Annotated in this window: 25 protein-coding genes and 1 other RNA gene; 14 read left to right on the top strand and 12 right to left on the bottom strand. The window is 63.6% G+C overall.

Features of this window, described 5'->3' with window-relative positions; genetic code table 11:
• The first annotated feature begins 161 nt into the window (after positions 1-161).
• Both RI103_RS03020 and lnt read left to right on the top strand, forming a co-directional pair.
• Positions 162-1,055 (top strand): HlyC/CorC family transporter, encoded by an 894-nt coding sequence (locus tag RI103_RS03020; RefSeq protein ID WP_091799238.1) that lies wholly within the window; start codon positions 162-164, stop codon positions 1,053-1,055.
• A gap of 82 nt (positions 1,056-1,137) precedes the next feature.
• Positions 1,138-2,847, top strand: a complete 1,710-nt coding sequence (gene lnt, locus RI103_RS03015) for an apolipoprotein N-acyltransferase (protein WP_310813949.1) — start codon at positions 1,138-1,140, stop codon at positions 2,845-2,847.
• A gap of 144 nt (positions 2,848-2,991) precedes the next feature.
• On the opposite strand, the gene RI103_RS03010 is transcribed toward lnt, so the two are convergent.
• Both RI103_RS03010 and RI103_RS03005 read right to left on the bottom strand, forming a co-directional pair.
• The gene (locus RI103_RS03010) at positions 2,992-3,750 is read right to left on the bottom strand and encodes a M48 family metallopeptidase (RefSeq protein WP_310813948.1); all 759 of its coding nucleotides are present in this window, start codon (positions 3,748-3,750) and stop codon (positions 2,992-2,994) included.
• Between the two features lie 303 nt (positions 3,751-4,053).
• Entirely contained in the window at positions 4,054-4,668 is a 615-nt protein-coding gene (locus RI103_RS03005; protein WP_310813947.1) for a glutathione S-transferase C-terminal domain-containing protein, read from the bottom strand.
• A 202-nt stretch (positions 4,669-4,870) separates the two neighbouring features.
• Between RI103_RS03005 and RI103_RS03000 the strand changes: the two genes are divergently transcribed.
• From RI103_RS03000 to purH, 5 genes are all read left to right on the top strand, one after another.
• The gene (locus tag RI103_RS03000) at positions 4,871-6,277 is read left to right on the top strand and encodes an aminopeptidase P N-terminal domain-containing protein (RefSeq protein WP_310813946.1); all 1,407 of its coding nucleotides are present in this window, start codon (positions 4,871-4,873) and stop codon (positions 6,275-6,277) included.
• Positions 6,278-6,283: 6 nt separating this feature from the next.
• The gene (locus tag RI103_RS02995) at positions 6,284-7,675 is read left to right on the top strand and encodes a UbiH/UbiF/VisC/COQ6 family ubiquinone biosynthesis hydroxylase (protein WP_310813945.1); all 1,392 of its coding nucleotides are present in this window, start codon (positions 6,284-6,286) and stop codon (positions 7,673-7,675) included.
• 239 nt (positions 7,676-7,914) lie between these two features.
• Positions 7,915-8,976, top strand: a complete 1,062-nt coding sequence (gene dusB, locus RI103_RS02990; RefSeq protein WP_310813944.1) for a tRNA dihydrouridine synthase DusB — start codon at positions 7,915-7,917, stop codon at positions 8,974-8,976.
• Positions 8,973-9,206 (top strand): Fis family transcriptional regulator, encoded by a 234-nt coding sequence (locus tag RI103_RS02985; protein ID WP_007180440.1) that lies wholly within the window; start codon positions 8,973-8,975, stop codon positions 9,204-9,206. Before dusB ends, RI103_RS02985 begins: the two co-directional genes overlap by 4 nt.
• Positions 9,207-9,271: 65 nt before the next feature.
• Entirely contained in the window at positions 9,272-10,837 is a 1,566-nt protein-coding gene (gene purH / locus RI103_RS02980; protein ID WP_310813943.1) for a bifunctional phosphoribosylaminoimidazolecarboxamide formyltransferase/IMP cyclohydrolase, read from the top strand.
• Positions 10,838-11,003: 166 nt separating this feature from the next.
• On the opposite strand, the gene RI103_RS02975 is transcribed toward purH, so the two are convergent.
• The gene (locus RI103_RS02975; RefSeq protein WP_310813942.1) at positions 11,004-11,243 is read right to left on the bottom strand and encodes a hypothetical protein; all 240 of its coding nucleotides are present in this window, start codon (positions 11,241-11,243) and stop codon (positions 11,004-11,006) included.
• Between the two features lie 128 nt (positions 11,244-11,371).
• On the opposite strand from RI103_RS02975, the gene ruvC reads away from it, so the two are divergent.
• The 4 genes from ruvC to RI103_RS02955 all read left to right on the top strand — a co-directional run bounded on the left by ruvC (position 11,372) and on the right by RI103_RS02955 (position 15,126).
• Complete coding sequence (gene ruvC / locus RI103_RS02970; protein WP_063497310.1) at positions 11,372-11,914, top strand: crossover junction endodeoxyribonuclease RuvC; 543 nt, start codon at positions 11,372-11,374, stop codon at positions 11,912-11,914.
• 468 nt (positions 11,915-12,382) lie between these two features.
• Positions 12,383-12,964 carry a Holliday junction branch migration protein RuvA gene (gene ruvA / locus RI103_RS02965; protein WP_106284023.1) on the top strand — a complete coding sequence of 194 codons (582 nt, stop codon included), beginning with the start codon at positions 12,383-12,385 and terminating at the stop codon, positions 12,962-12,964.
• Positions 12,965-13,083: 119 nt separating this feature from the next.
• Complete coding sequence (gene ruvB, locus RI103_RS02960) at positions 13,084-14,148, top strand: Holliday junction branch migration DNA helicase RuvB (RefSeq protein ID WP_106284022.1); 1,065 nt, start codon at positions 13,084-13,086, stop codon at positions 14,146-14,148.
• Positions 14,149-14,184: 36 nt separating this feature from the next.
• The gene (locus RI103_RS02955) at positions 14,185-15,126 is read left to right on the top strand and encodes an oxygenase MpaB family protein (RefSeq protein ID WP_310813941.1); all 942 of its coding nucleotides are present in this window, start codon (positions 14,185-14,187) and stop codon (positions 15,124-15,126) included.
• A gap of 223 nt (positions 15,127-15,349) precedes the next feature.
• On the opposite strand, the gene RI103_RS02950 is transcribed toward RI103_RS02955, so the two are convergent.
• The 3 genes from RI103_RS02950 to tyrS form a co-directional block, all read right to left on the bottom strand.
• The gene (locus RI103_RS02950; RefSeq protein ID WP_310813940.1) at positions 15,350-16,021 is read right to left on the bottom strand and encodes a histidine phosphatase family protein; all 672 of its coding nucleotides are present in this window, start codon (positions 16,019-16,021) and stop codon (positions 15,350-15,352) included.
• Positions 16,022-16,126: 105 nt separating this feature from the next.
• The gene (gene dtd, locus RI103_RS02945) at positions 16,127-16,585 is read right to left on the bottom strand and encodes a D-aminoacyl-tRNA deacylase (protein WP_310813939.1); all 459 of its coding nucleotides are present in this window, start codon (positions 16,583-16,585) and stop codon (positions 16,127-16,129) included.
• 31 nt (positions 16,586-16,616) lie between these two features.
• A complete protein-coding gene (tyrS, locus tag RI103_RS02940) occupies positions 16,617-17,867 on the bottom strand; it encodes a tyrosine--tRNA ligase (protein WP_310813938.1) in 1,251 nt (416 codons plus the stop codon).
• Between the two features lie 206 nt (positions 17,868-18,073).
• Here tyrS and RI103_RS02935 point away from each other — a divergent pair, with 206 nt between their 5' ends.
• Positions 18,074-19,204 (top strand): anhydro-N-acetylmuramic acid kinase, encoded by a 1,131-nt coding sequence (locus tag RI103_RS02935; protein ID WP_310813937.1) that lies wholly within the window; start codon positions 18,074-18,076, stop codon positions 19,202-19,204.
• 77 nt (positions 19,205-19,281) lie between these two features.
• On the opposite strand, the gene erpA is transcribed toward RI103_RS02935, so the two are convergent.
• The 3 genes from erpA to rplM all read right to left on the bottom strand — a co-directional run bounded on the left by erpA (position 19,282) and on the right by rplM (position 20,758).
• Positions 19,282-19,647 (bottom strand): iron-sulfur cluster insertion protein ErpA, encoded by a 366-nt coding sequence (erpA, locus tag RI103_RS02930; RefSeq protein WP_007180424.1) that lies wholly within the window; start codon positions 19,645-19,647, stop codon positions 19,282-19,284.
• Positions 19,648-19,925: 278 nt separating this feature from the next.
• Complete coding sequence (gene rpsI, locus RI103_RS02925) at positions 19,926-20,318, bottom strand: 30S ribosomal protein S9 (protein ID WP_115781002.1); 393 nt, start codon at positions 20,316-20,318, stop codon at positions 19,926-19,928.
• Positions 20,319-20,329: 11 nt separating this feature from the next.
• The gene (rplM, locus tag RI103_RS02920; RefSeq protein WP_007180422.1) at positions 20,330-20,758 is read right to left on the bottom strand and encodes a 50S ribosomal protein L13; all 429 of its coding nucleotides are present in this window, start codon (positions 20,756-20,758) and stop codon (positions 20,330-20,332) included.
• Positions 20,759-21,405: 647 nt separating this feature from the next.
• On the opposite strand from rplM, the gene RI103_RS02915 reads away from it, so the two are divergent.
• Entirely contained in the window at positions 21,406-21,828 is a 423-nt protein-coding gene (locus RI103_RS02915) for an OsmC family protein (protein WP_035549512.1), read from the top strand.
• A gap of 109 nt (positions 21,829-21,937) precedes the next feature.
• Here the strand turns inward: RI103_RS02915 and rnpB are convergent.
• The 3 genes from rnpB to pyrC form a co-directional block, all read right to left on the bottom strand.
• Positions 21,938-22,351, bottom strand: an RNA gene (gene rnpB / locus RI103_RS02910) — RNase P RNA component class A.
• Positions 22,352-22,447: 96 nt separating this feature from the next.
• On the bottom strand, positions 22,448-23,275 hold the full coding sequence (locus RI103_RS02905; RefSeq protein ID WP_310813936.1) for a DUF3025 domain-containing protein: 828 nt from the start codon (positions 23,273-23,275) through the stop codon (positions 22,448-22,450).
• 12 nt (positions 23,276-23,287) lie between these two features.
• Complete coding sequence (gene pyrC / locus RI103_RS02900) at positions 23,288-24,349, bottom strand: dihydroorotase (protein ID WP_310813935.1); 1,062 nt, start codon at positions 24,347-24,349, stop codon at positions 23,288-23,290.
• A gap of 165 nt (positions 24,350-24,514) precedes the next feature.
• Here pyrC and RI103_RS02895 point away from each other — a divergent pair, with 165 nt between their 5' ends.
• Positions 24,515-25,450 (top strand): class II glutamine amidotransferase, encoded by a 936-nt coding sequence (locus RI103_RS02895; RefSeq protein ID WP_310813934.1) that lies wholly within the window; start codon positions 24,515-24,517, stop codon positions 25,448-25,450.
• The last annotated feature ends 87 nt before the right edge of the window (positions 25,451-25,537 follow it).

Here is a 25,537-nt window from a genome sequence, read left to right as displayed (position 1 = left end):
GCGCGTAATCAGTTAGGATTGACCCACGCCCGCCCTTGCGGCGGAGCCGCTTCACCCCTGCTTCACTCATCGCCCAGCCGGGCGGGACACGGTCCTGCCATGTGCCTGGTGTATCCTTAATGCTCTGCAACAGCGCGCCCAGTCTTGCCGGGCGCACTACCATGAACGACACGTATCCCAGTCGACGCCAAACCGACAAACCGCAGGAAAAACGCTCACTTCTCGAGCGTCTGACCGACTTCATCTCGCCTGAGCCCGACTCGCGCGCCGAACTTCTGGAAATTCTGCAGGACGCCCACGAGCGCAACCTGATCGACGCCGACTCGCTGTCGATGATCGAAGGCGTATTCCAGGTGTCCGAACTCAGCGCGCGCGACATCATGGTGCCGCGCGCGCAAATGGACGCGATCAACATCGCCGACAATCCCGCCGAATTCATTCCTTACGTGCTGGAAAAAGCGCACTCGCGCTATCCGGTCTATGAGGGCAACCGCGACAACATCATCGGCGTGCTGCTGGCCAAAGACCTGCTGCGCTACTACGCCGAAGAAGAGTTCGATGTGCGCGGCATGCTGCGCCCCGCCGTGTTCATCCCCGAATCGAAGCGCCTGAACGTGCTGCTGCACGACTTCCGTGTGAATCGCAATCACCTCGCGGTGGTGGTCGACGAATACGGCGGCGTGGCCGGCCTGATCACGATTGAAGACGTGCTGGAACAGATCGTCGGCGACATCGAAGACGAATACGATTTCGACGAGGAAAGCGGCAATATCATCGCCTCGCCGGACGGACGTTTCCGCGTGCGCGCGCTGACCGAAATCGAACAGTTCAACGAGGCCTTCGGCACGCACTACTCGGACGATGAAGTCGACACGATCGGCGGACTCGTCACGCATCACTTCGGACGGGTGCCGCATCGCGGCGAAAAAGTCCGCCTCGACGATCTGATCTTCGAGATTCTGCGCGGCGACGCCCGCCAGATTCACATGCTGCTGGTGCGCCGCGATCCGCTCGCCGGCCAGCGCGAGCGCGAAGCGCAGCACGTGCAGACCTGATCCGGTTGCGGCCGGTTCCCGCTTCGCTTACTCCACACGCTTTTCAACCCGCTGTTCAACCTTTCACGCCGACCGCGCAACGATGGCCGACCCGATGACTTCCCGTTCGCGCCGCGGCGTGAGCGCTTCTGCCGCCCAGCAAACGCGCGGGCGCACGCTGCCGCGCTGGCACTACCTCGTCGCGCTGGCCGCCGGCGCGGCCAATACGCTCTCGTTCGCGCCGACGCCGCACGGCGGCTGGCTCGAGCTCGCCATCTTCGTGTTCTTCTTCGCCTGGCTCACGCGCAGCACCGGCTGGAAGAGCGCGGCGCTGACGGGCGGCGCGTTCGGCTTCGGCAATTTCGTGACCGGCGTGTGGTGGCTCTACGTCAGCATGCATTTCTACGGCGGCATGGCCGCGCCGCTCGCCGGCGCGGCGGTCGTGCTGTTTTCGCTGTATCTGGCCGTTTATCCGGCGCTCGCGGCGGGCATCTGGTCGTTCTGCGCCGGTCACGCGCGCAATGGCGCAGCAGTCGACGACACGCCCTTCTCGCCGACCTGGCACGGCGCGCTGGCGTTCGCGAGCGCGTGGGCGATCGGTGAATGGCTGCGCGGCACGGTGTTCACGGGTTTTCCGTGGCTTGCGAGCGGTTACGCCCAGGTGGACGGCCCGTTCGCCGGCTTTGCGCCGGTGGCGGGTGTGTATGGCGTCGGCTGGATGCTGGCGCTCGCCGCCGCACTGATCGTGCAGGCGTTGCTGCCGCTCATGTCCTCGCGCAAACCTCGCAACAACGGCGACACCCGCCTTAACACAAACGGCGCGAAACCCGCCGCAGCGCGCGTCGTCGTGCCGGGCGCCATCGCGTTGGCGCTGATCGCCGCCGGCCTGCTGCTGCCGCTCGTGCAATGGACCGTGCCGGCTAACGCGCCGCTTACCGTGCGCCTGTTGCAAGGCAACGTCAAACAGGAAATGAAGTTCGAGGAATCCGGCATGCGCGCCGCGATCGATCAGTATCAGCAGATGATCACCTCGAAGCCGGCCGATCTGATCGTCACGCCGGAAACCGCCATTCCGGTGCTCGCGCAGCAATTGCCGGCGCCGTTCGCGTCGGCGGTGCGCAACTTCTCGGACTCGACCGGCAGCGCGATCCTGTTCGGCGCGATCGGCGGCACGATCACGCCGGAAGGCCGGGTGATCGACTATACGAACAGCCTGTTCGGCGTCACGCCCGGCACGCGCGACGTGTATCGCTACGACAAGCACCACCTCGTGCCGTTCGGCGAATTCGTGCCGTGGGGCTTTCGCTGGTTCGTCAACCTGATGAGCATTCCGCTCGGCGATTTTTTCCGTGGCGCACCGGTGCAGAAGCCGTTCATCGTGCATAACCAGCCGGTCGCCGTGGACATCTGCTACGAGGACATTTTCGGCGAAGAGATTGCGCGGACCATTCGCGAAAGCGATACGCCCGCCGGCGTGCTGGTCAATTCCACCAATCTGGCCTGGTTCGGCGACACCATCGCGCTCGACCAGCATCTGCAGATCGCGCGCATGCGTTCGCTGGAAACCGGCCGCCCGATGCTGCGCGCGACCAACACCGGCATGACGGCCGCGATCGACGCGAACGGCAAGGTGCTCGGACGCCTGACGCCGTACACGATCGGCTCGCTCGATGTCACCGTGCAGGGCACGGCCGGCAGCACGCCTTATGTCACGAGCGGCAACAACACCGTACTGGCGGTTTCGTTGCTGCTGCTGGCGTTCGGCTTTGCGTTCGGGCCGGGCATTACGCGGCGCCGCAACGGCAAGCAATAAGCCGCGCGATTAAATCACACCGGTCGCGCGCACCGCCTATGTGAAAGCGGCGCGCGCGAATCAAGCCGCCAGACAAAACACTGGAAATAAAAAACGCGCGCCGTGCGGAATACCCCGAGCGCGCGTTTTAGCCCAAATCAAACTTTACCGATTCGAAGCAATGCGCTGCTGAATATGCTGCGCACGCGCCGGCGACGCCGGATGCGAACTCAACATACTCGACTTACCGCCATCCAATGCGGAGAGCTTGTTGAATGCGGTCACCAATCCCGACGGATCGAGATTCTTCTTTTTCTGCAAGTCGAACGAATAATCGTCGGCTGCGCTTTCCTGCGTTTGCGAGAATTGCGCGTTAATCAGCTTCTCCGAAAAATCGCCGAGTTGCGAAGCGGACAGCGCGCCCGCCACGCCACCCGCCGACGACGCCACCGAACGCGCCGCCGAAGTCGCATACGCGACCTGCATCGCCTTTTTCGTGTGGCCAAGCGCCACGTGGCCCATTTCATGGCCGACCACGCCGCGCACTTCGTTGTCGTTCATCATGTCCATCAGACCGCTGTAGACGCGCACGCAGCCGTTGGCCATGGCCCATGCGTTGACGTCCTTGGTCATGTACACCTTGTAGTTCACCGGCGTGCCGTTGATGTTGTCGCCCAACTGCGCGGCAATCTTGTTCAGGCGCTGCTGGTACTTGCTGTTCGCGGCGGCAATCTTGTTTTCGCTATCGAGTTGCGCACACGACTTGTCGGTCAAGGCACGCACGTCGGCATCGCTCAGCGTGGCGGCCTGGGTGGCCATCTGGCCGGACTTGATCAGCGCGGACGGATCAACGTTGCCGACGTTCGAGCACGCTGCAAATAAAGCGCAGGCGGAAGCGGCAATGGCAAAGCGATACGATTTCATGGTGGAAGTCTCTGCGATGTTATTGATTTCAGCGACGCACTTTTAATGCACCGCCTGTTCGCAACAGGTTTCATATCGCCGGCAACAGAAGCCGGAAATTTGAATTGCATAAATCTGCATAAACCCATTTGCGCCACGCGACAGACAAAAAAATGCGCCTGACGGGCAGGCGCATTTTTTACCACGAACGCAAGCTTCAATTCTTGATTCCGGAAGCTTAATGACACTATTTTACAAACCGACCACCATTTCGGACAAGGCTTATTCAGAACAGCGCCAAGCGGCGCCGAATGAGCCGCCTGCTCAGGCGGCCGGCATCGTATCAATGAACGACTGGCGCAGCGAGAGCTTCTGGAAATGTTTATCCAGATTCGGATACGGCTCGCGCCAGTTCAATTCGGGCATGCGGAAATCCAGATAACCCAATGCGCAACCCACCGCGATATCGGCGAGCGTGTAGCGATTGCCCGCGCACCACGTCTTGCTGCCCAATCCCTGCCCCATCGCAATCAAGGCTTCGTCGATCTTGCGCTGCTGGCGCGCCACCCACGCATCCACGCGCTGCTCCGGCGCGCGCTGCGTCCCTTCGAGGCGAATCAGCACCGCCGCGTCCAGCACGCCGTCGGCGAGCGCTTCCCAGCAGCGCACCTCGACGCGCTCGCGCCCCGACTGGGGAATCAACTTGCCGACTGGCGAGAGCGTATCCACGTATTCACAGATCACCCGTGAGTCGAACACCGCTTCGCCATCTTCCATCACGAGGCACGGCACCTTGCCGAGCGGATTGAAGGTGTGAATGCGGGTGTCTGGCGCCCAGACGTTCTCAGGCACCAGTTCGTAGTCGATCTTCTTGTCGGCCAGCACGATCCGCGCTTTGCGCACGAAGGGGCTGGAGAGCGAACCGATGAGTTTCATCATTACCATCTGCCTTTTCTTGAATCCGGCGAAAGTATAAGTGCTTGGCGGCGTTCACGAGCGTTCACGAGCGTCACACCGACGCTTCGCGAGCCGCGCGGGACTTGCTGTCGACGGATTGCAACAGCGTTGCGAGCGCGTTCGCCGCCACTTGCGCCAGTATCCCGCGCAAAATAACTCCGCGCATGGGCGCTACAATCGCACGATGAACCAGCTGACCGAACCCACCATCGCCATCGACGTCTACCGCACGCGCCGTGAGCGCGTAATCGCCGCGCTGCGGGCTGCGGGCGGCGGCGTCGCCATCGTCCCCACCGCGCCGGAGGCGTTGCGCAATCGGGACGCCGATTATCCCTACCGGCACGACAGCTACTTCTACTACCTGACCGGTTTCACCGAACCGGAAGCGCTGCTGGTGCTCGACGCCAGCGCCGCGCCCGGCGAGCCGGCTTCGGTCCTGTTTTGCCGCGAGAAAAATGTCGAGCGCGAAACGTGGGAAGGTTTCCGCTTCGGCCCTGAAGGCGCGCGCGCGGCATTTGGTTTCGACGCCGCGTTCGCCGTCGGCGAAATCGATACGCAACTGCCGCGTCTGCTCGCCGACAAGCCGTCGCTGCATTACGCGCTCGGCGCCTCGGCGCAACTGGACGAACGGGTGCGCGGCTGGCTCGACGCCGTGCGGGCGCAGAGCCGTGGCGGCGTCGCCGCGCCGGCGGCCGCGCGCGATCTCGTCCCGCTGCTCGACGAGATGCGGCTCATCAAGGACGAACACGAACTCGCCATCATGCGGCGCGCCGGGCAGATTTCCGCGCAGGCGCATCGCCGCGCCATGGCCGCGTGCCACTCCGGCGTGCGCGAGTACGAACTCGAAGCCGAACTGCTCTATACGTTCCGCAAGTTCGGCGCGCAGGCGCCGGCTTACACGTCGATCGTCGCGGCGGGCGCGAACGCCTGCGTGCTGCATTATCCGGCTGGCAACGCGATTGCCCAGGACGGCGACCTGATCCTGATCGACGCGGCTTGCGAACTTGACGGCTACGCCTCCGACATCACCCGCACCTTCCCCGCGAGCGGCCGCTTCACGCCGGCGCAGCGCGAGCTGTACGACATCGTGCTGGCCGCGCAGCAGGCAGCGATCGACGCCACCCGCGCCGGCGCCACCTTCGACGACCCACACCAGGCCGCCGTGCGCGTGCTGTCGCAGGGCTTGCTCGACACCGGCATCATCGAGCGCGCGAAGTTCGCCTCGGTCGCCGACGTGATCGCCGAACGCGCCTACGCGCCCTTCTATATGCACCGCACCGGCCATTGGCTCGGCATGGACGTGCACGATGTCGGCGACTACCGCGAACGCGGCGCGCCGCGCGACGAAGCGGGCGCGCTGCCGTGGCGCACGCTGCAGGCGTCGATGACGCTGACCATCGAGCCCGGCCTGTATATCCGGCCGACCGAAGGCGTGCCCGAGCGCTACTGGAACATCGGCATCCGCATCGAGGACGACGCCATCGTCACGCCGACCGGTTGCGAACTGATGACACGCGACGTGCCGGTCGCCGCCGACGAGATCGAGGCGCTGATGCAGGAAGCCCGCGCGGCCCACGAAACAAGGAAGTAATTCGCAATGAACGACGTTTCCCAGTCGACGGTGATCCTGAAGCCCGCCGCGGCCGGCCATCCCTTCGATTTCGACGTGACGATCGTCGGCGCCGGTCCGGTCGGGCTGGCGCTGGCCGGCTGGCTGGCGCGCCGCAGCGCGACGCGGGCGCTGAAGATCGCGCTCGTCGACGCGCGCGAACCGGAAGATTCGATCGCCGATCCGCGCGCCATCGCCGTGTCGCACGGCAGCCGGATGATCCTGGAGCCGCTGCGCTGGCCCGCCGACGCCACCGCGATCCAGCGCATCCACGTCTCGCAGCGCGGCCACTTCGGCCGCACGCTGATCGATCACGGCGAGCACGGTTTGCCGGCGCTCGGCTATGTGCTGCGCTACGGCTCGATCGTGCACGGTCTCGCCGAGGCAGTGCACGCCACCCCGGTGCATTGGTTCCGCTCGACCTCCGCTGCGGCGCCGACGCAGGAACTCGACGGCGTCACGCTGCCGATCGAAACCGCGGGCGTCACGCGTCGGTTGCGCACGCGCATTCTGGTGAATGCCGAAGGCGGTCTGTTTGGCGATCAGAAGTCGGGTAAAGACGCGGGCAAACGCGCCGCCAAAGGCGCCAGAACGAGTGCGGACAGGCAAGTCGGCCACGGCGCCGACGAGGACAATGCCGAGAGCCAAGCCGCCAACAGCGCGGCGAAAAGCGCTGATCAGCGAACCGGCCGGGACGGCGGCGCGCCACGGCGCGCTGGCAGAGGCGTCGCCGAAACCGGCACCCGCGACTACGGCCAGACCGCGCTCGTCGGTACGGTGACCGTATCCGCACCGCAACCGCACGTGGCGTGGGAGCGCTTCACGTCGCAAGGTCCGATCGCCTTGCTGCCGATGGGCGGCGTGCGCGGCGCCGACTACGCGCTCGTCTGGTGCTGCGCCCCCGAAGAAGCCGCGCGCCGCGCGCAACTCTCCGACGAAGCTTTCCTGCGCGAACTCGGCGCCGCGTTCGGCGACCGCATGGGCCGCTTCACGCACATCAAGGGACGCGCCTCGTTCCCATTGGGGCTGAACGCGGTGGAAACGCTGGTGAACGGCCACGTCGTCGCGATCGGCAACGCGGCGCAGACGCTGCATCCGGTCGCGGGCCAAGGGCTGAACCTGGGTCTGCGCGACGCGCTCGCGCTCGCCGACGCCTTGTCGGCGGAAGGCCCGACCCAGCTCGCGCTGGCCACTTTCGCACAACGCCGCGCGCTCGACCGCCGCATGACGATCGGCGCCACCGACACGCTCGCGCGCCTTTTCACCGTCGACTTCGCGCCGCTCGCGATCATGCGCGGTCTCGCCCTCACCGCGCTCGAATTCCTGCCACCGGTGAAAACCGCGCTGGCACGGCAAATGATGTTCGGACAGCGCCGCTAGGCGCGCCGCCCGCTCGCGCCGCACGGCCTTTTCGCTGCGCGCGGAAGGTGCTGCGCGAAGCGCGCCGGTTCTATGAATCGGCGCACTTTCATAGAAGATTTAATGGGTTACAAGAGGCACATGTCGGGTGCCGGCTATCCGTTAACGCTAAAATAGCGATTTTCTCTCGCATTTCGCGAACGCTCCGATTGACAGAAATTGACCAATCGGCCGCGCGCGCGTCCACCGCGTCTCACGTTATGCCCACTCTCGGCTCCCACAATCTGCGTAATAACCTGTTCGTCGCGCCCATGGCCGGCGTGACCGACCGGCCGTTCCGGCAATTGTGCAAACGGCTGGGCGCGGGCTATGCGGTGTCGGAGATGGTCGCCTCGAACGCGCAGTTGTGGAAGAGCGAGAAGACCATGCGCCGCGCCAACCACGCGGGCGAGGTCGAGCCGATCGCCGTGCAGATCGCCGGCGCCGATCCGGCCATGATGGCCGAAGCCGCCCGCTACAACGTGGCGAACGGCGCGCAGATCATCGACATCAACATGGGCTGCCCGGCCAAGAAGGTGTGCAACGTGGCGGCAGGGTCGGCTCTGCTGCAGAACGAGCCGCTGGTGCAGCGCATCGTCGAGGCGGTGGTCAGCGCGGTGGGCGTCGGCCCCGACGCGGTGCCCGTCACGCTCAAGATCCGCACGGGCTGGGATCGCGAGAACAAGAACGCGCTGAATGTCGCGCGTCTGGCTGAGGCGGCCGGCATTTCCATGCTGACCGTGCACGGTCGCACGCGCGCCGACCTGTATCACGGCGACGCCGAATACGAGACCATCGCCGCGGTGAAAGCGGCCGTGCGCATTCCAGTGGTCGCCAACGGCGACATTACCTCGCCGCAAAAAGCACGCGAGGTATTGGCCGCCACCGGCGCCGACGCCATCATGATCGGCCGCGCGGCGCAGGGGCGCCCGTGGCTGTTCCGCGAGATCGAGCATTTCCTGCAAACGGGCGAGTTGCTGCCGCCGCCGCGCATCGACGAAATCCAGCAGGTGATGAACGAGCATCTGGAAGACCACTACGCTTTCTACGGCGAATTTACCGGTGTCCGCACAGCGCGTAAGCACATCGGCTGGTACACTCGCGGCCTTTCTGGCGCCAACGTGTTCCGGCATCGCATGAATACGCTGGACACCACGCGCGAACAACTCCTCGCCGTCAACGAGTTCTTCGACGCACAAAAGGCGATCTCCGACCGCCTCGTCTACGTCGACGAAACGCTCGACAACCAGGGCGAGGGCCCAACCGACCGACTGGCAGCATGAGCAAGAACAATATCGAACAATCTGTCCGCGACAGCCTGGGGATGTATTTCCAGGATCTCGACGGCTCCAATCCGCACGACGTCTACGACATGGTGATTTCCTGCGTAGAAAAACCTCTGCTCGAAGTGGTGCTCGAGCAGGCCGGTGGCAATCAGTCGCTGGCCGCCGAGTATCTCGGCATCAACCGCAATACGCTGCGCAAGAAGCTGCAACAGCACGGTTTGCTGTAGCCCGTTGTAATTCGTTGTAGTTTCTCGCGCCCTGCCACGTTTCCCTTCGGCTTTTCGTCTTCATCATGATCAAGCAAGCGCTCATCTCCGTTTCCGACAAGTCCGGCATCGTCGACTTCGCCAAATCGCTGTCGGATCTCGGCGTCAAGATCCTGTCGACCGGCGGCACCGCGAAACTGCTCGCGGACGCGGGTCTCTCCGTCACCGAAGTCGCCGACTACACGGGCTTCCCGGAAATGCTGGACGGGCGCGTGAAAACGCTGCATCCGAAGGTGCACGGCGGCATTCTCGCGCGCCGCGACCTGCCGGAACACATGGCAGCGCTTGAGAAGCACGACATTCCGACCATCGACCTGCTGGTCGTCAATCTGTACCCGTTCGTGCAGACCGTGTCGAAAGAAGAATGCTCGCTGGAAGACGCGATCGAGAACATCGACATTGGCGGGCCGACCATGCTGCGTTCGGCCGCGAAGAACCATCGCGACGTCACGGTGGTGGTCGATCCGGCCGACTACGCGGTCGTGCTCGACGAGATGCGCGCGAACAGCAATGCCGTGTCGTACAAGACGAATTTCCGCCTCGCCACCAAGGTGTTCGCGCACACCGCGCAATACGACGGCGCGATCACGAACTACCTGACGAGCCTGACCGACGAGCTCCAACATTCGTCGCGCAACGCTTACCCGGCCACGTTCAACCTGGCCTTCGACAAGGTGCAAGACCTGCGCTACGGCGAAAACCCGCATCAGAGCGCGGCGTTCTACCGTGACCTGTCGGTGCCGGCCGGCGCACTGGCGAACTACAACCAGTTGCAGGGCAAGGAACTGTCGTACAACAACATCGCGGATTCGGACGCGGCGTGGGAATGCGTGAAGACCTTCGACGTGCCGGCCTGCGTGATCGTCAAGCACGCGAATCCGTGCGGCGTGGCAGTCGGCGCGGACGCCAACGAAGCGTACGCCAAGGCGTTCCAAACCGACCCGACCTCGGCGTTCGGCGGCATCATCGCCTTTAACCGCGAAGTGGACGAGGCAGCGGCGCAAGCTGTGGCCAAGCAGTTCGTCGAAGTGCTGATCGCGCCGTCGTTCAGCGCCGAAGCGCGCCAGGTGTTCGCCGCGAAGCAGAACGTACGTCTGCTGGAAATCGCGCTGGGCGAAGGCCATAACGCGTTCGATCTGAAGCGCGTGGGCGGCGGCCTGCTGGTGCAATCGCTCGACTCGAAGAACGTGCAGCCGCGCGAATTGCGCGTGGTCACGAAGCGTCATCCGACGCCGAAGGAAATGAACGATCTGCTGTTCGCATGGCGCGTGGCGAAGTACGTGAAGTCGAACGCCATCGTGTTCTGCGGCAACGGCATGACGCTCGGCGTCGGCGCGGGCCAGATGAGCCGCGTGGACTCGGCGCGCATCGCCAGCATCAAGGCGCAGAACGCCGGTTTGACGCTGGCCGGTTCGGCCGTGGCGTCGGACGCGTTCTTCCCGTTCCGCGATGGCCTCGACGTGGTGGTTGCGGCGGGCGCAACCTGCGTGATCCAGCCGGGCGGCTCGATGCGCGACGACGAAGTGGTCAGCGCGGCGGACGAGCACAACATCGCGATGGTGCTGACCGGCGTGCGTCACTTCCGGCATTGATTCGGAGTAAAGCGACGGCGACTGGTTCGTGGTGAAACCGGGTTGCTGCTTTGAGCTTTAGAGAAACGGCCTGGCGGGATTTTTCCGCTGGGCCGTTTTTCTTTGGTGTCACGCTTGTGTCGCTTGTGTCGCTTGTGCGGTGTCTGTCCCGCGCTTCACGCACCGCTCAGTCGTCCGGTTCCTTTCTCGCGTAGCCTCCGCTCACGTCCGCGTGCTGGCTGATATATGTGCTGAGCCCCTGCCCGCATCGTGCGAGACGCTTGAGCGCGGCGACGTGCCGTGCGCCGACGCTCGCCTCGGTGTACCAATACACTACGCCCGGCCTGAAGCGGACCGCGACGAAGTCGTCGCCGATTTCATAAGCCACAACGCCCGAGTCGCCGCTAAGATTCCGATAGCGCTCCATGTGCGGATACCTCCTTGCAGCACACACAGCAGTTTTTATTCCGCTGACAACGCCACGCGCCGACCGCCGCGTGGCGCGCGTGTTGTAGTATCGCAAGCACCTGGTTTTTACCGCGTCTGCGGCACCTCATGAGAATTCTCGGCATCGACCCCGGCCTGCGCGTGACCGGTTTTGGCGTGATCGACCAAACCGGCCACACGCTCAGCTATGTCGCGAGCGGCGTCATCAAAACCGCCGACGCCGATCTACCGTCGCGCCTCGGCACCATCTTCGAAGGCATCTCCACATTGATCCGTCAGCATTCGCCGGATCAGTCGGCGATTGAAAAAGTGTTCGTCAACGTGAACCCGCAATCTACTTTGCTGCTCGGCCAGGCGCGCGGCGCGGCAATCTGCGGACTGGTTGCGGGCGGCGTGCCGGTCGCCGAATACACCGCCCTGCAATTGAAGCAGGCCGTGGTGGGTTACGGCCGCGCAACCAAGGAACAGATGCAACAGATGGTCGTGCGCCTGCTCAATCTCTCCGGCGTGCCCGGCACGGACGCCGCCGATGCGCTCGGGATGGCGATTTGCCACGCGCACGGCGGCACGACGCTGAGCACGCTGGGCGGCATCGCGCCTTCGCTGGCGAAGAAGGGGCTGCGCGTGAGGCGCGGACGTTTGGTCGGATAGTGCGGCGAACGCGGCCCGTTGGCCGCCTTCGTACCGCGCATGCGTGGCCTCACGGCTCACGGCTCACGGCTCACGGCTCACGGCTCACGGCTCACGGCTCACGGCTCACGGCTCACGGCTCACGGCTCACGGCTCACGGCTCACGGCTCACGGCTCACGGCTCACGCAAGATGGTACGCAACGGCTTTACACCGCGCACTCGCCCCGATCAATTTCGACTCGTCTGCACAAGACGGCGGGCCAATCCCGCCAACACCATCCCCAGCAGATACTGCGGCAGCAACGACGGCCGACGCCCCGCCAACAATTTGCAGCTCAGCCGGGCGAGTGGAATGAGAACCCGCCAAAAGGGATCTCGGTCTATGGGTCGGCCTCGCGCGGGCCAACCGCGATGACGCATAACTCGCAGACCACTCGGCGCTCACGCGCTGCGCTACACTCGCCCTTTCTCTCGAGATTGAATTCGCCATGATCGGTCGCATTGCCGGCGTTCTGCTGGAAAAAAACCCGCCGCATCTGCTCATCGACTGCAACGGCGTCGGTTACGAAGTCGATGTGCCGATGAGCACGTTCTACAACCTGCCCTCCACCGGCGAACGCGTCGTGTTGCTCACGCAGATGATCGTGCGCGAAGACGCTCATCTGCTGTACGGCTTCGGCACCGCCGAGGAACGCTCGACCTTCCGCGAACTGCTGAAAATTTCCGGCATCGGCGCGCGCATGGCGCTGGCGGTGTTGTCGGGCATGAGCGTGCACGAACTCGCGCAGACCGTCACGATGCAGGACGCGGCGCGTCTCACGCGTGTGCCGGGCATCGGCAAGAAAACGGCAGAGCGGCTGCTCCTCGAACTGAAGGGCAAGATCGGCGCCGACCTGGGCGCGATGGCGGGCGCGGCGTCGGCATCCGACCACGCCTCCGATATCCTGAACGCACTGCTCGCATTGGGCTACTCCGAAAAAGAAGCACTGGCCGCCGTCAAAAACGTGCCGGCCGGCACCGGCGTTTCCGAAGGCATCAAGCTCGCGTTGAAGGCGCTGTCAAAAGGCTGACACTCGACCCTCGGGTTCGACATGCACGCGATGGGTAAAGCTTCTCACAAGCCCGCGTGCCGCGCACCCTGGCCATTCGGCCGAGTTTCGCAATGGGCGGCGCGCGGTACAATGAGCCCATGATCGAAACCGACAAACTCGCCGCCGAGCGCATCATCGCGGCCACGCCCGTCTCGCCGAACGAAGAAGCGTTCGAACGCGCGTTGCGCCCGCGCCAGCTCGAAGAATATGTCGGGCAGGAAAAAGTGCGCGGCCAGTTGGAAATCTTTATCGAGGCCGCCAAACGCCGCTCTGAATCGCTCGACCATGTCTTGCTGTTCGGGCCGCCGGGCCTCGGCAAAACCACGCTCGCGCACATCATCGCGCGGGAAATGGGCGTCAATCTGAGGCAAACGTCCGGACCGGTGCTCGAACGCGCCGGCGACCTCGCCGCACTGCTCACCAATCTCGAAGCGAACGACGTGCTGTTCATCGACGAAATCCACCGGCTCTCGCCGGTCGTCGAAGAAATTCTGTACCCAGCGCTGGAGGATTATCAGATCGACATCATGATCGGCGAAGGGCCGGCCGCGCGCAGCGTGAAGCTGGACCTGCAGCCGTTCACGCTGGTCGGCGCGACCACGCGCGCGGGCATGCTGACCAACCCGCTGCGCGACCGCTTCGGCATCGTGGCGCGGCTTGAGTTTTATAACGCTGAGGAACTGGCGCGCATCGTCACGCGTTCGGCGTCGCTGCTCCATGCGCAGATCCACCCGGACGGCGCGTTTGAGATCGCCAAGCGCGCGCGCGGCACGCCGCGGATCGCGAACCGCCTGCTGCGGCGCGTGCGTGACTTCGCCGAAGTAAAGGCCGACGGCAACATCACCGCGCAAGTGGCCGACGCCGCGCTCAAGATGCTCGACGTGGATGCAGTCGGCTTCGATCTGATGGACCGCAAGCTGCTCGAAGCAATCCTGCACAAGTTCGACGGCGGCCCGGTCGGCGTCGACAATCTGGCTGCGGCTATCGGCGAAGAACGCGACACGATTGAAGACGTGCTCGAGCCGTATCTGATCCAGCAAGGCTTCCTGCAGCGTACGCCGCGCGGCCGGGTCGCCACACTGCTTACGTACCGGCATTTCGGCCTCGCCGCGCCGGATTCGTCGAGCGGCCTGCCCGGTCTGTGGGATTCGGCCGCGACCTGAGCCGACACACGTCACGTCCCACGAAACCGGATCAGGATGTCCGACCCAACCAGGCAGCCCAACTCATCCCGCGGTGTTTCGCAACTTCTCACCGGCAGGCTGCGCTCGAAAGTGGCCGCCGGCGTGACGCATCTGACAACTGGCAGCGGTCCTACCCTCGACTATTCGTCCCCTCCGGGCGACCCCGGCCTGTTCGGGCCGGACTCGGTATGCTGGAAAGTCCACGCCGATTTCACGTCGATGATGACGGGCGGCATCAGCGCGCTATTGCTGCAAGCGTTGCACCCGCTCGCGCTCGCCGGCGTGTGGGACCATTCGACGTTTCGCACCGACATTCTTGGCCGCCTGCGACGCACCGCGACTTTTATCGCCGGTACTACGTTCGGAAGCCGGCACGACGCGCTGGCGCTGGTCGAGCGTGTCAAGCGCATCCATCTCGGCGTGAGCGGCGTCGCGCCTGACGGCCGGCCGTATCGCGCAAGCGAATCTGCGCTGCTGAGGTGGGTGCATGTCGCCGAAGTGTCGAGTTTCATGACCGCGCACTTGCGCTATGTGAATCCGTCGCTGCCAGTTGTCTCGCAGGATCAGTACTTCGCGGAAACCGCGCGCATTGCCGAGATGCTCGGCGCGTCGAACGTGCCGCGCTCGCGAGCCGAGATCGACGCTTACTTGTCCGCGATGCGGCCTGAACTCGTAGCCAGCGAGCGCGCGCGTGAAGTCGTGAAGGTTCTGATGGATGCGCCCGCGCCTAGCGTTTCGATGCGGCCAGCCGGTGTGCTGATGTTCAACGCCGGCGTCGATCTGCTGCCCGATTGGGCGCAGGCGATGTTGGGATTCGAGCGCTATGCGGCGCTTCGCCGTGCGCTGGCAAGGCCGGGGGTGCGTCTGGTCGCGCCGATGATCCGTTGGGCGCTGGTGAATGGCGTATCGAAACGCGCGCGCCGTCGCGTGGCGGCGGGGATACGCGAGCCAGAATAACGCGAGCGACGGTGACAGAGCCCGCGCAACGCGGCCTATCAATCTTCAGCGACTGGAGCCGCGCGGAATATGTGTGCAATCCGCCGCGCCGATTGCCAGTTACGCGAAACACGCGCGCAAAATGCCGCGCCCAATGCCGGCTACGTGACCACGCGGACCGCGAGCAAACGCCCTGCCCTGAGTCAGCCCCGCTAACGCACACCGGCCAGCCGAACCGCGCCAATCAACGCGCCGCCTCCGGCACCTTCTTGAAACTATCGTCCGCGCTCGGCGAGTCGAGGTGCGCGACGTCCGCCCACGACACGATCGTCGCCTTGCCATTGTCGAAATCCACCGCGTTCACGCTCGTGTTCAGCAGCGGGTAATCACGCGGCGCGTCGAGCGGCAGACCACAGGCAAAGCGCCGCACGCAATCGAGCACGCCGCCATGCGCGACACAGGCAATCCGCCCGCCGGGATGCGCGGCGACCAGCGGTTCGATCGCGTGCAGCACGCGATGGTAGAGCGCGCGTTGCGACTCGCCCTCCGGCGGTGCGAAACCCGCATCGCGAGTTTGCCAGTGCGCGTATTCATCGGGAAAACGCAGCGCGATCTCGTCGCTGTCATGGCCCTGGAACGCGCCGTAAGAACGCTCGCGCAGACCTTCGCGCAACTGCAGCGTCAAACCGAGCGCGTCGGCGATCGGCTGAGCGGTTTGCTGCGCGCGTTGCAGGTCGCTCGAGTAGATCGCGTCGAGCCGAGCGCCCTGCTTCGCCTCGTCGGCCATGCGGCGCGCAAGGCGTTGCGCCTGAGCCAGCCCCGTCGTGGCGAGCGGAATGTCGATGTGACCTTGAATGCGCTTGATGCGATTCCAGTCGGTCTCGCCGTGCCGGATGAACAGAATCTGCGTAGTCATGGAATGAAAGTGGGCGCCATTAGCCGGTTATCCCCAGCCGCCATTTTCGCAAAAAGCGGCTGGAGGGTAGATGCGCGGGCCGTGACGCGCATTGAAGGACAAAGTTCAGGCGTTCGTCTGCAACCAGAACGTGACCGGCCCGTCGTTGACGAGCGACACCTGCATGTCGGCACCGAACTCTCCGGTTTCGACGATCGGATGTTTCGCCCGCGCTGCCGCGACGAAATAATCGAACAGGCGCTTGCCTTCATCCGGCGGCGCGGCCGGCGTGAAGCTCGGGCGCAGCCCGCTGTTGGTGTCCGCGGCCAGCGTGAATTGCGACACGAGCAGCAATCCGCCCGCGCGCCCGGCGCCGTCGAGATTTTGCACGGAGAGATTCATCTTGCCGGCGACATCGCTGAAGACGCGATAGCCGAGCACCTTGGCGAGCAGCCGGTCGGCCGCCGCCTCGGTGTCGCCACGTTCGGCGCAGACCAGCGCGAGCAGGCCCGCCTCAATCGCGCCGGTCACGCGGTCGGCCACGCGCACTTCCGCGCGCCGCACGCGTTGGATCAGCGCGATCATCGGCTCGACTCCGGATACGGCGTTCGGCCCATCAGGCCGTCAGCGTGACGCGCGCAAAACGGCGTTTGCCGACCTGCACGACGTACTCGCCGGCTTCGACTTTCAGGCCCTTGTCGGACACGGTCGCGCCATCGATCTTCACGCCGCCCTGCTCGATGTTGCGCAGCGCTTCGCTGGTCGACGGCACGAGGTTAGCCTGCTTGAGCAACTGGCCGATCGCGAGCGGCGCGCCCGCGAGCGTCACGGTCGGAATATCGTCCGGCACGCCGCCCTTCGCGCGATGGTTGAAGTCCTCGAGCGCGCGTTCGGCATCGGCTTGCGAGTGGAAGCGCGCGACGATTTCCTGGCCGAGCATCACCTTGAAATCGCGCGGATTGCGGCCCGCTTCGATTTCCTTTTTGAAACCGGCGATCTCGTCCATCGGCCGGAACGACAGCAGTTCGAAGTAACGCCACATCAGCACGTCGGAAATGCTCATCAGCTTGCCGAACATGTCGGTCGGCTTTTCGCTGATGCCGATGTAGTTGTTCTTCGACTTCGACATCTTCTCGACGCCGTCGAGCCCTTCGAGCAGCGGCATCGTCAGGATGCACTGCTGTTCCTGGCCATATTGCTTCTGCAACTCACGGCCTACCAGCAAGTTGAACTTCTGGTCCGTACCGCCGAGTTCGAGGTCCGCGTTCAACGCGACCGAGTCGTAGCCTTGCATCAGCGGGTACAGGAACTCGTGGATCGAGATCGGCACGCCGCCCTGAAAACGCTTGGTGAAATCTTCGCGCTCCAGAATCCGTGCCACCGTGTAGCGCGACGCGAGCTTGATCATGCCGTCGGCGCCGAGCGGCATCGACCATTCGCTGTTGTAGCGGATTTCGGTCTTGTCGCGGTCGAGCACGAGCGCGGCCTGCTCGAAATACGTTTTCGCGTTCGATTCGATCTGCTCGCGCGTGAGCGGCGGGCGCGTGGCATTACGGCCCGACGGATCGCCGATCAGCGACGTGAAATCGCCGATCAGGAAGATCACGGTATGGCCGAGATCCTGCAACTGGCGCATCTTGTTCAGCACGACCGTATGGCCGATGTGGATGTCCGGCGCGGTCGGATCGAGCCCGAGCTTGATACGCAGCGGCTTGGCCGTAGCCGCGCTCCTCGCGAGCTTTTGCGCGAATTCGTCTTCGATCAGCAGTTCGTCGACACCGCGCCTGGTCACGGCGAGAGCGTGACGGACTTCGTCGGTGACCGGAAAGGCGGAAGCGGGGTTTGGCTTGGTGGACTCGGTGCTCATGCTGGAAACGTGAAGTCGCGAAAAAAAGAGATTGTCCCATAGATGCGCGCCGCCGCGCCCACTGACGCCGCCACAAGCGGCCCGCGAACGCACGATTTCTGTGCTCTCGGACGTGCCGCCGGTGTCGCGACGCTTTATATTCGACCGCGCTTCGCCCGATAATCTGCTACAACGGATCGCAATGACCCATCGAGAGGAGCAGCAACGTGGCGCAAGACCCCGCAGACGGCGTCTATTTTGGATTGATGTCCGGCACGAGTATGGATGGCGTGGATGGCGTGGCCGTCAGGTTCGCTCAAGGGAAACCGCCCGTGGTGCTGGCCGAGGCGTTTGTCGGCTTTGCCGCGGGCCTGCGCGACGCATTGTTCGCGCTCCAGCAACCGGGAGACAACGAAATTGAGCGCGAGGCGCTGGCCGCCAATGCGCTCGCCACCCGTTACGCGGTGTGCTGCCATGAACTGTTGCACGGCAGCCGCGTACCGGCTGCGGAGGTGCGTGCGATCGGCGTGCATGGGCAGACCGTGCGGCATCGGCCGGAAAAGGGTTACACGCGGCAGATCAATAACCCAGCGCTGCTCGCGGAAATGATGCATATCGATGTAATCGCCGATTTCCGCAGTCGCGATGTCGCGGCTGGCGGCCAGGGCGCGCCGCTCGTGCCGGCTTTTCACGCCACGGTGTTCGGCGCGAAAAACGAAACGCGGGTGGTCTGCAATCTGGGCGGGATCAGCAATATCACGATTCTGAACGCGACCGGCAGCGTGCGCGGCTTCGACTGCGGACCGGCCAACGCGCTACTCGATGAGTGGGCGCAGCGTCATCTCGGCAAGCCTTTCGACGAAAACGGCCATTTCGCGGCGGGCGGGCAGGTGGATCGCACGCTGCTGAACGCCTTGCTCGACGAGGTCTATTTCAGCCAACAGCCGCCGAAGAGTACCGGCCGCGACCTGTTCAATGCGGAATGGCTCGATGCGAAGCTGCAGCCGTTCGCCGGACTCGACCCCGCCGACGTACAAGCGACGCTGGTCGCGCTTACCGCGGTGACCGTCGCGCGCGAAATCGAACGGCATGCATCGGACGCGAGAGCGGTCTATGTCTGCGGCGGCGGCGCGCGCAATCCGGAGATTCTGAAGGCCTTGCAGCAGGCGTTGGAGGAGAGCGGCGTCAGCGGCGTACCGGTAATGACGACCGATGCGCTCGGCGTGCCGCCGAGCCAGGTCGAGCCGCTGGCGTTCGCCTGGCTTGCGATGCGCTGCGTAGCGCGTCTGCCGGGCAATCTGCCGGCGGTGACGGGCGCGTCGGCCGAGCGCGTGCTCGGAGCGATTTATCCACGCTGATCACGACGGCGAATTCAATGCCGGAAACAAAAAACGGGGCCGAAGCCCCGTTTCACCTACTGTCGATCAAGCGGCCATCACACTGAGAACGACGAGCCGCAACCACAGGTGGTCGTAGCATTCGGGTTCTTGATGACGAACTGCGCGCCGTTGATGTCGTCCTTGTAGTCGATCTCAGCGCCCACCAGATACTGGTAGCTCATCGAATCGATCAGCAACTGGACGCCGCTCTTGTTCATGACAGTGTCGTCTTCATTGACGGCTTCGTCGAACGTAAAACCGTATTGAAAGCCCGAGCAGCCGCCGCCCTGCACGAAAACGCGCAGTTTGAGGTCCGCATTGCCTTCTTCTTCGATCAGTTGCTTGACCTTGTCAGCCGCTGCGTCGGTAAAAACGAAAGGGGCGGGCATCTCGGTCACGGGTGTATCGGTGACTGCGTTCATTCGAACTCTCCAAAAAGCTTCTAACCGCTATTGTAGGGCTGATCTCAATATCGTGCTGAAGCCCACAAAATCAATGGGTTCTTCCAGGAAATCAATGGGTGGCACGTTCCGCCACTACGAGCCCGGTTAAGCGAGGTCTATCGCCGCTTTGGCGACGAGTTCGTTGCTGGAACACCGACCCGCAACGAATCGCGATCCCATGAAAAAAGCCGCCTTCGCGAAAGCGTCGGCGGCTTTTGCAGCGCTCCAGCCCGAAGGCCGGCTCGCACCCGAGGCGATTAACGCTTCGAGAATTGCTTCCTGCGACGTGCCTTGTGGAAGCCGACCTTCTTACGTTCGACTTCACGAGCGTCACGCGTCACGAAGCCAGCGTTCGACAGTTGCGGCTTCAGCGTTGCGTCGTAGTCCATCAGCGCGCGGGTGATGCCGTGGCGAACCGCACCGGCTTGACCCGTTTCACCGCCACCCGTCACGTTGACTTTGATGTCGAACGTAACGCCGTGGTTCGTGAGTTCCAGCGGCTGACGCACGATCATCAACGACGTTTCGCGCGAGAAGTAATCGGCGATAGGCTTGCCGTTCACAACGATATCGCCCTTGCCTGCCTTGATGAAGACGCGTGCGACGGCGCTCTTGCGGCGGCCCGTGCCGTAATTCCAGTTACCGATCATGTGGGCTCCCCTTAGATCTCGAGCGCTTTCGGCTGTTGTGCCGAATGCGGATGCGTTGCTTCAGCGTAGACCTTCAGCTTCTTGATCATCGCGTAGCCGAGCGGGCCCTTCGGCAGCATGCCCTTGACCGCTTTCTCGAGCGCGCGGCCCGGGAAGCGTTCTTGCATCTTGCCGAACGTCGTTTCATAGATACCGCCCGGGTAACCCGAGTGACGGTAGTACTTCTTGTCAGTAGCCTTGTTGCCCGTGACGCGCAACTTACCCGCGTTGATAACGATGATGAAATCACCGGTGTCGACGTGCGGAGTGAATTCAGGCTTGTGCTTGCCGCGAAGACGGTGTGCCACTTCGCTGGCGACACGCCCGAGAACCTTATCCGTCGCGTCAATCACGTACCATTCACGCGTAACCTCATGGGCTTTTGCGGAAAACGTCTTCATGATCGATCCAAAAAAATTGCTGCGCCCAATGTGTTTTTTCCTGCTTGTAATGTGCGCATCGAGGCGCGTGCAGGCTCTCCCTGGTTCTTCCTCCGCGGGCGCGGATGCGGAAAAGCCCTGAATTATAAAGGAATTTGCTACGGCGAGTCAAAACGAATGGGAGTTTGCGCGGATTTCCCAACGATCCGGCAGTCGGGAGCGTGATTTACCGCCCGATTGCCTTCGACCTGGCTGTGTTCCGGCATGGCGCGGGCGAAAAAAAACCCGAACGAGCGGTTCGGGTTTAATCCACCAAAGGAGGAGGTGGAGGAGACAGATCAAATTATATGAGCCCCCCTTGTGCGACGCAAGAACATTTGCATTGCGAAATTCAATTTCATAATGCGGCAATCGCATTTCGCGATTTCCGTTTCGAGAATACCCTTTAAAATCAATCAGAAAAGACCGATCGGTCGGCCGCGCTGCTAGACATTGCCTAGAGTAAAACCCCTAAATCCGTCAGGGCATTCCCGAATCGGCCGCACATGCCGCATCGCAACACGCAAGCCGTCATCAGGCATAACTTGCGGCAAAAGTCGCTTCGGACGGACACTCAAACCCCGGGCTACAATGCCGTCTCGATATAGCGAAGCGCGGTGGAGCACAGCATGGAATGCAAAGTAAGCTGGATGGGGCAAGACGGGATGGCGTTTGCAGCCGAGACGGGCAGCGGCCATCTGGTGGCGATGGACGGCGCGCCTGAAGGCGGCGGCCGCAACCTCGCGCCGCGTCCGATGGAGATGGTTTTGCTCGGCACGGGCGGCTGCACCGCCTACGACGTCGTGATGATCCTGAAGAAAAGCCGCCAGGAAATCGCCGGCTGCTCGGTGACGCTAAAGGCCGAACGCGCCAGTGAAGACCCGAAAGTGTTCACCAGGATCCACTTCCACTTCACCGTGACGGGCAAGAATCTGAACCCGGCCACCGTGGAACGCGCGATCAACCTGTCGCACGATAAATACTGCTCGGCGTCGATCATGATCGCCAAGACCGCTGAATTGACGCACTCGTTCGACATCGTCGCGGGTTAAGCGCCATCTCGCGGTGGCGGCCGCGGTGCGCGCCCAAACGCCCGCCGCCTGACACGCGCACAAAGAAAAATGCCGACGTCCTGATGGACGCCGGCATTTTTTTGTCAGGTGGCAAAGCAAGCCGATAAGCCGGATTCTGTGCACGCGTCACGTCCGAAGACGCGACGCGCGTGGCAGCCATTCCTCTAGGCGCGCCATTACTGACGCGCTCAAGCTTCCTACCCGCAGACGTGACAGGGGCCCCGTCCTGCATCTCGAAGATGCTAGCCTGCCTACTTGGAATTGCTCCGGGTGGAGGTTACCTTGCCGGTCTGCCTTGCAGCAGCCGCGGTGCGCTCTTACCGCACCGTTTCACCCTTACCTGATCCCGGCTTGCGCCGGGCCATCGGCGGTTTGCTTTCTGTTGCCCTGTTCCGCGTGTTGCCACGGATGGCCGTTAGCCATCACCCTGCCCTGTGGAGTCCGGACTTTCCTCGCCCTCATTGGCCGAAGCCGCCAAGGCCGCGACTGCCTGGCCTGCTTTGCTGGGGCGGATTTTAACACTGCCGAAGCAGCAAGCCGGTTCAACGGCTGAAATAGCCAAACGGACAACGGATGCTCCGCCGAACCTTAGCGCGCTTCAGCGTGCGCGCCGCCCCGCGCGAAACACGGAAGTGTCGTCGTAAAACGCGTGCGATTCGTTCTCCGGCCACCAGCCTGGAATGCCCAGCACCGGAAGCGGCGCGAACATGCGGCTCGTCAATGCCTCGGTGTGCAGCAGCGCCGCGGCGACGGACTCGTCCAGCCACGCGTCTCGCTCCACAGCGTCCCACTCGAAATACGCCGCCGGCACATCGACGATCCACGCGTGCCCAGTGCAGGCCTTGAACGGCGCAATCAGCTTTTCCAGCAACGCATGACCGAAGCAGCGCACCTCACAACTCGCGCCCCACGCATCGCGCCGCGCCACCAGCAGCGTGAGCCAGTCGAACCCGCGCAATGCCGCGCTCAAAGCGGGATCGGCGCAAGCGAACAGCAGCGCGTTCTCGTCGAACAGGGTCAGCGTATCGCGTACGCCGCCGCGAGTCGGACCGACGCCCAACACGTCGATGGCCGCCGACTGCCGCGCGTTCAACGCCGCCTTGATGCGCGGAAAAGCAAACCACATCGACGCATTGAAGAAGTCGTGCAGATTGTGGCGCGTCGGCACGCAGCCAGTAGACGCGATATGCGCCTCGTACGCCGCGCCGGGCGGCAGATCGTCCTGTGCGATGAACGCGAGGCGTTGACCACGCCCCGTGGTCTGCCGCATCTCGCCGGCATCGGCGTTCATTTCGGCGAGCAGCGCCTCGTAGCTCGTCAGCGCGGCCTGCTGCCAGCGCTCGCCACGTCCGGCGAACGGCGCGAACCACGGTTTCGACCAGTCGATTGCAGCGAAGCCCGGCGGCTCCGCCTCATACGCCTGCATCTGGCCGATGCCTCAAACCAGACGCCAGCCGATCGACTCCCCGCCGCGCAGCGGCACGACCGGCGTATCGCCGGCCGGCAGTTCGGCCGGCAGAGTCCATTCCTCCCGACGCAGCGTGACCTTCTCCTCGCTGCGCGGCAGACCGTAGAAATCCGCACCGAAGAAGCTCGCGAAGCCTTCGAGCTTGTCCAATGCGTTGGCTTTGTCGAATGCTTCCGTATAAAGCTCCAAAGCGTGCAGCGCCGTATAGCAACCCGCGCAGCCGCACGCGTGCTCTTTCAGACCCTTCGGATGCGGCGCGCTGTCCGTGCCGAGGAAGAAGCGCGGATTGCCCGAGGTCGCCGCGTCGACCAGCGCCACGCGATGCGTCTCGCGCTTCAACACGGGCAAGCAGTAGTAATGCGGGCGAATGCCGCCCTGGAAGATTGCATTGCGGTTGTACAGCAGATGGTGCGCCGTGATCGTCGCGCCCAGCAGTTCCGGCGCCACGCCGGCCTCGCGGATATAGTCGACCGCGTCTTTGGTGGTGATATGTTCGAACACCACCTTCAGCGCCGGAAACGCGCGGCGCAGCGGCGTCATGACCCGGTCGATGAAGACCTTCTCGCGGTCGAACAGATCGATCGACGAATCGGTCACCTCGCCATGCACGAGCAGCGGCATGCCGACTTCCTGCATCGCCTCGAGCGTTCTGGCGCACTTCATGAGGTCGGTGACGCCCGCGTCCGAGTTGGTCGTCGCGCCCGCCGGATACAGCTTCACGCCATGCACGAAGCCGCTTTCGCGCGCGCGCCGGATTTCGTCGGGCGGCGTGTTGTCGGTCAGGTACAGCGTCATCAGCGGTTCGAACCTGGCGCCTTCGGGAATCGCGGCGACGATCCGCTCGCGATACGCCCGCGCCATCGCGGTGGTCGTGACCGGCGGTTTCAGGTTCGGCATGATGATCGCGCGGCCGAACTGGCGCGCGGTGTCCGGCAACACGGCGGCCAGCATTGCGCCGTCGCGGACGTGCAGGTGCCAGTCGTCCGGACGGGCGAGCGTGATGGAGTCGAGGGAAGCGTTGGAAGCGGTCATGGCGGCGGGGACGAGATTCGACGACAAAAGCCAATCTATGCAGTCAAACCGCAACGTTGCGGTATAAACACACGTCAATTTTGCTATTTGGCGTTTCTGGCTCGGTGATATGCTTGGAAAATCATCATTGTAACGGCTCGCCCCGTTCACAGGCTTATCCGCAACATGTGCCAACTTCTCGGAATGAACTGCGCCGCGCCAACGGATGTCACGTTCTCGTTCACCGGCTTTGCGGCGCGCGGCGGCGTCACCGATCACCACGCCGACGGCTGGGGCATCGCCTTCTTTGAAGACAAAGCCTGCCGCCTGTTCATCGACCATCAATCGTCGGCCACCTCGCCGATCGCCGAAATGGTCAAGCGCTACCCGATCAAATCGAAGAACACGATCGCGCATATTCGCAAGGCGACGCAAGGGCACATCCTGCTGGAAAACTGCCACCCGTTCATGCGCGAACTGTGGGGACGCCACTGGATCTTCGCGCACAACGGCGACCTCCAGGATTATTCGCCGGTCCTGTCGGGCGTGTATCAGCCGGTCGGCACGACCGATAGCGAGCTCGCTTTCTGCGCGCTGCTCGAAGGCTTGCGCAAGGCGTTTCCCGGCGCGCAGCAGCCGCCGCTCGACGAGCTGTTTGCCGCGCTCGAAACCCTCACGCGCGAGATCACGCAGTTCGGCGTGTTCAATTTCCTGATGTCGAATGGCCAGGCGCTGTTCGCGCATTGCTCCACGCATCTGCACTACATCGTGCGGCGCTGGCCGTTTTCCACCGCGCATCTCGTCGACGCGGACGTATCGATCGATTTCGCCAAATACACGACGCCCGAAGACCGCGTTGCGGTGATTGCCACCAAGCCGCTGACCGACAACGAAGTCTGGAGCGCCTTCGAACCAGGCGATCTGATGATGTTCCAGCACGGTGAGGTGATTGGGCGCGTCAACGTGCCGGTGCCGGCTTCGGTGCTGGAAAAGCTGCGCAATCCGGCTTTGGATGCGTCGGCTTCGGCAACCACGATCGCGGCTTCGGCTGAAGCGTTACCCGAAGCAGAAGCCGAGGTCGACCTCGAAGCGGCTGACGACGCGGCCGCATTCGAATCCTGAGCACTCGAGCATTCGCTCAAAAAATCGGTCCACCAGAAACAACAAAGCCGCTTCTTCCGAAGCGGCTTTTTTCTGCCCGCGCCACGC

Origin of the sequence: Paraburkholderia sp. FT54 (assembly GCF_031585635.1) — a bacterium.
GTDB lineage: Bacteria > Pseudomonadota > Gammaproteobacteria > Burkholderiales > Burkholderiaceae > Paraburkholderia.
This window is presented reverse-complemented; position numbering and strand designations above follow the sequence as displayed.

What these genes read in the sequence shown, in the direction of transcription:
- RI103_RS03020 (WP_091799238.1), top strand. Translation starts at nt 162, where the DNA reads ATGAACGACACGTATCCCAGTCGACGCCAAACCGACAAACCGCAGGAA.
- lnt (WP_310813949.1), top strand. Translation starts at nt 1,138, where the DNA reads ATGGCCGACCCGATGACTTCCCGTTCGCGCCGCGGCGTGAGCGCTTCT.
- RI103_RS03010 (WP_310813948.1), bottom strand. Translation starts at nt 3,750, where the DNA reads ATGAAATCGTATCGCTTTGCCATTGCCGCTTCCGCCTGCGCTTTATTT.
- RI103_RS03005 (WP_310813947.1), bottom strand. Translation starts at nt 4,668, where the DNA reads ATGATGAAACTCATCGGTTCGCTCTCCAGCCCCTTCGTGCGCAAAGCG.
- RI103_RS03000 (WP_310813946.1), top strand. Translation starts at nt 4,871, where the DNA reads ATGAACCAGCTGACCGAACCCACCATCGCCATCGACGTCTACCGCACG.
- RI103_RS02995 (WP_310813945.1), top strand. Translation starts at nt 6,284, where the DNA reads ATGAACGACGTTTCCCAGTCGACGGTGATCCTGAAGCCCGCCGCGGCC.
- dusB (WP_310813944.1), top strand. Translation starts at nt 7,915, where the DNA reads ATGCCCACTCTCGGCTCCCACAATCTGCGTAATAACCTGTTCGTCGCG.
- RI103_RS02985 (WP_007180440.1), top strand. Translation starts at nt 8,973, where the DNA reads ATGAGCAAGAACAATATCGAACAATCTGTCCGCGACAGCCTGGGGATG.
- purH (WP_310813943.1), top strand. Translation starts at nt 9,272, where the DNA reads ATGATCAAGCAAGCGCTCATCTCCGTTTCCGACAAGTCCGGCATCGTC.
- RI103_RS02975 (WP_310813942.1), bottom strand. Translation starts at nt 11,243, where the DNA reads ATGGAGCGCTATCGGAATCTTAGCGGCGACTCGGGCGTTGTGGCTTAT.
- ruvC (WP_063497310.1), top strand. Translation starts at nt 11,372, where the DNA reads ATGAGAATTCTCGGCATCGACCCCGGCCTGCGCGTGACCGGTTTTGGC.
- ruvA (WP_106284023.1), top strand. Translation starts at nt 12,383, where the DNA reads ATGATCGGTCGCATTGCCGGCGTTCTGCTGGAAAAAAACCCGCCGCAT.
- ruvB (WP_106284022.1), top strand. Translation starts at nt 13,084, where the DNA reads ATGATCGAAACCGACAAACTCGCCGCCGAGCGCATCATCGCGGCCACG.
- RI103_RS02955 (WP_310813941.1), top strand. Translation starts at nt 14,185, where the DNA reads ATGTCCGACCCAACCAGGCAGCCCAACTCATCCCGCGGTGTTTCGCAA.
- RI103_RS02950 (WP_310813940.1), bottom strand. Translation starts at nt 16,021, where the DNA reads ATGACTACGCAGATTCTGTTCATCCGGCACGGCGAGACCGACTGGAAT.
- dtd (WP_310813939.1), bottom strand. Translation starts at nt 16,585, where the DNA reads ATGATCGCGCTGATCCAACGCGTGCGGCGCGCGGAAGTGCGCGTGGCC.
- tyrS (WP_310813938.1), bottom strand. Translation starts at nt 17,867, where the DNA reads ATGAGCACCGAGTCCACCAAGCCAAACCCCGCTTCCGCCTTTCCGGTC.
- erpA (WP_007180424.1), bottom strand. Translation starts at nt 19,647, where the DNA reads ATGAACGCAGTCACCGATACACCCGTGACCGAGATGCCCGCCCCTTTC.
- rpsI (WP_115781002.1), bottom strand. Translation starts at nt 20,318, where the DNA reads ATGATCGGTAACTGGAATTACGGCACGGGCCGCCGCAAGAGCGCCGTC.
- rplM (WP_007180422.1), bottom strand. Translation starts at nt 20,758, where the DNA reads ATGAAGACGTTTTCCGCAAAAGCCCATGAGGTTACGCGTGAATGGTAC.
- RI103_RS02915 (WP_035549512.1), top strand. Translation starts at nt 21,406, where the DNA reads ATGGAATGCAAAGTAAGCTGGATGGGGCAAGACGGGATGGCGTTTGCA.
- RI103_RS02905 (WP_310813936.1), bottom strand. Translation starts at nt 23,275, where the DNA reads ATGCAGGCGTATGAGGCGGAGCCGCCGGGCTTCGCTGCAATCGACTGG.
- pyrC (WP_310813935.1), bottom strand. Translation starts at nt 24,349, where the DNA reads ATGACCGCTTCCAACGCTTCCCTCGACTCCATCACGCTCGCCCGTCCG.
- RI103_RS02895 (WP_310813934.1), top strand. Translation starts at nt 24,515, where the DNA reads ATGTGCCAACTTCTCGGAATGAACTGCGCCGCGCCAACGGATGTCACG.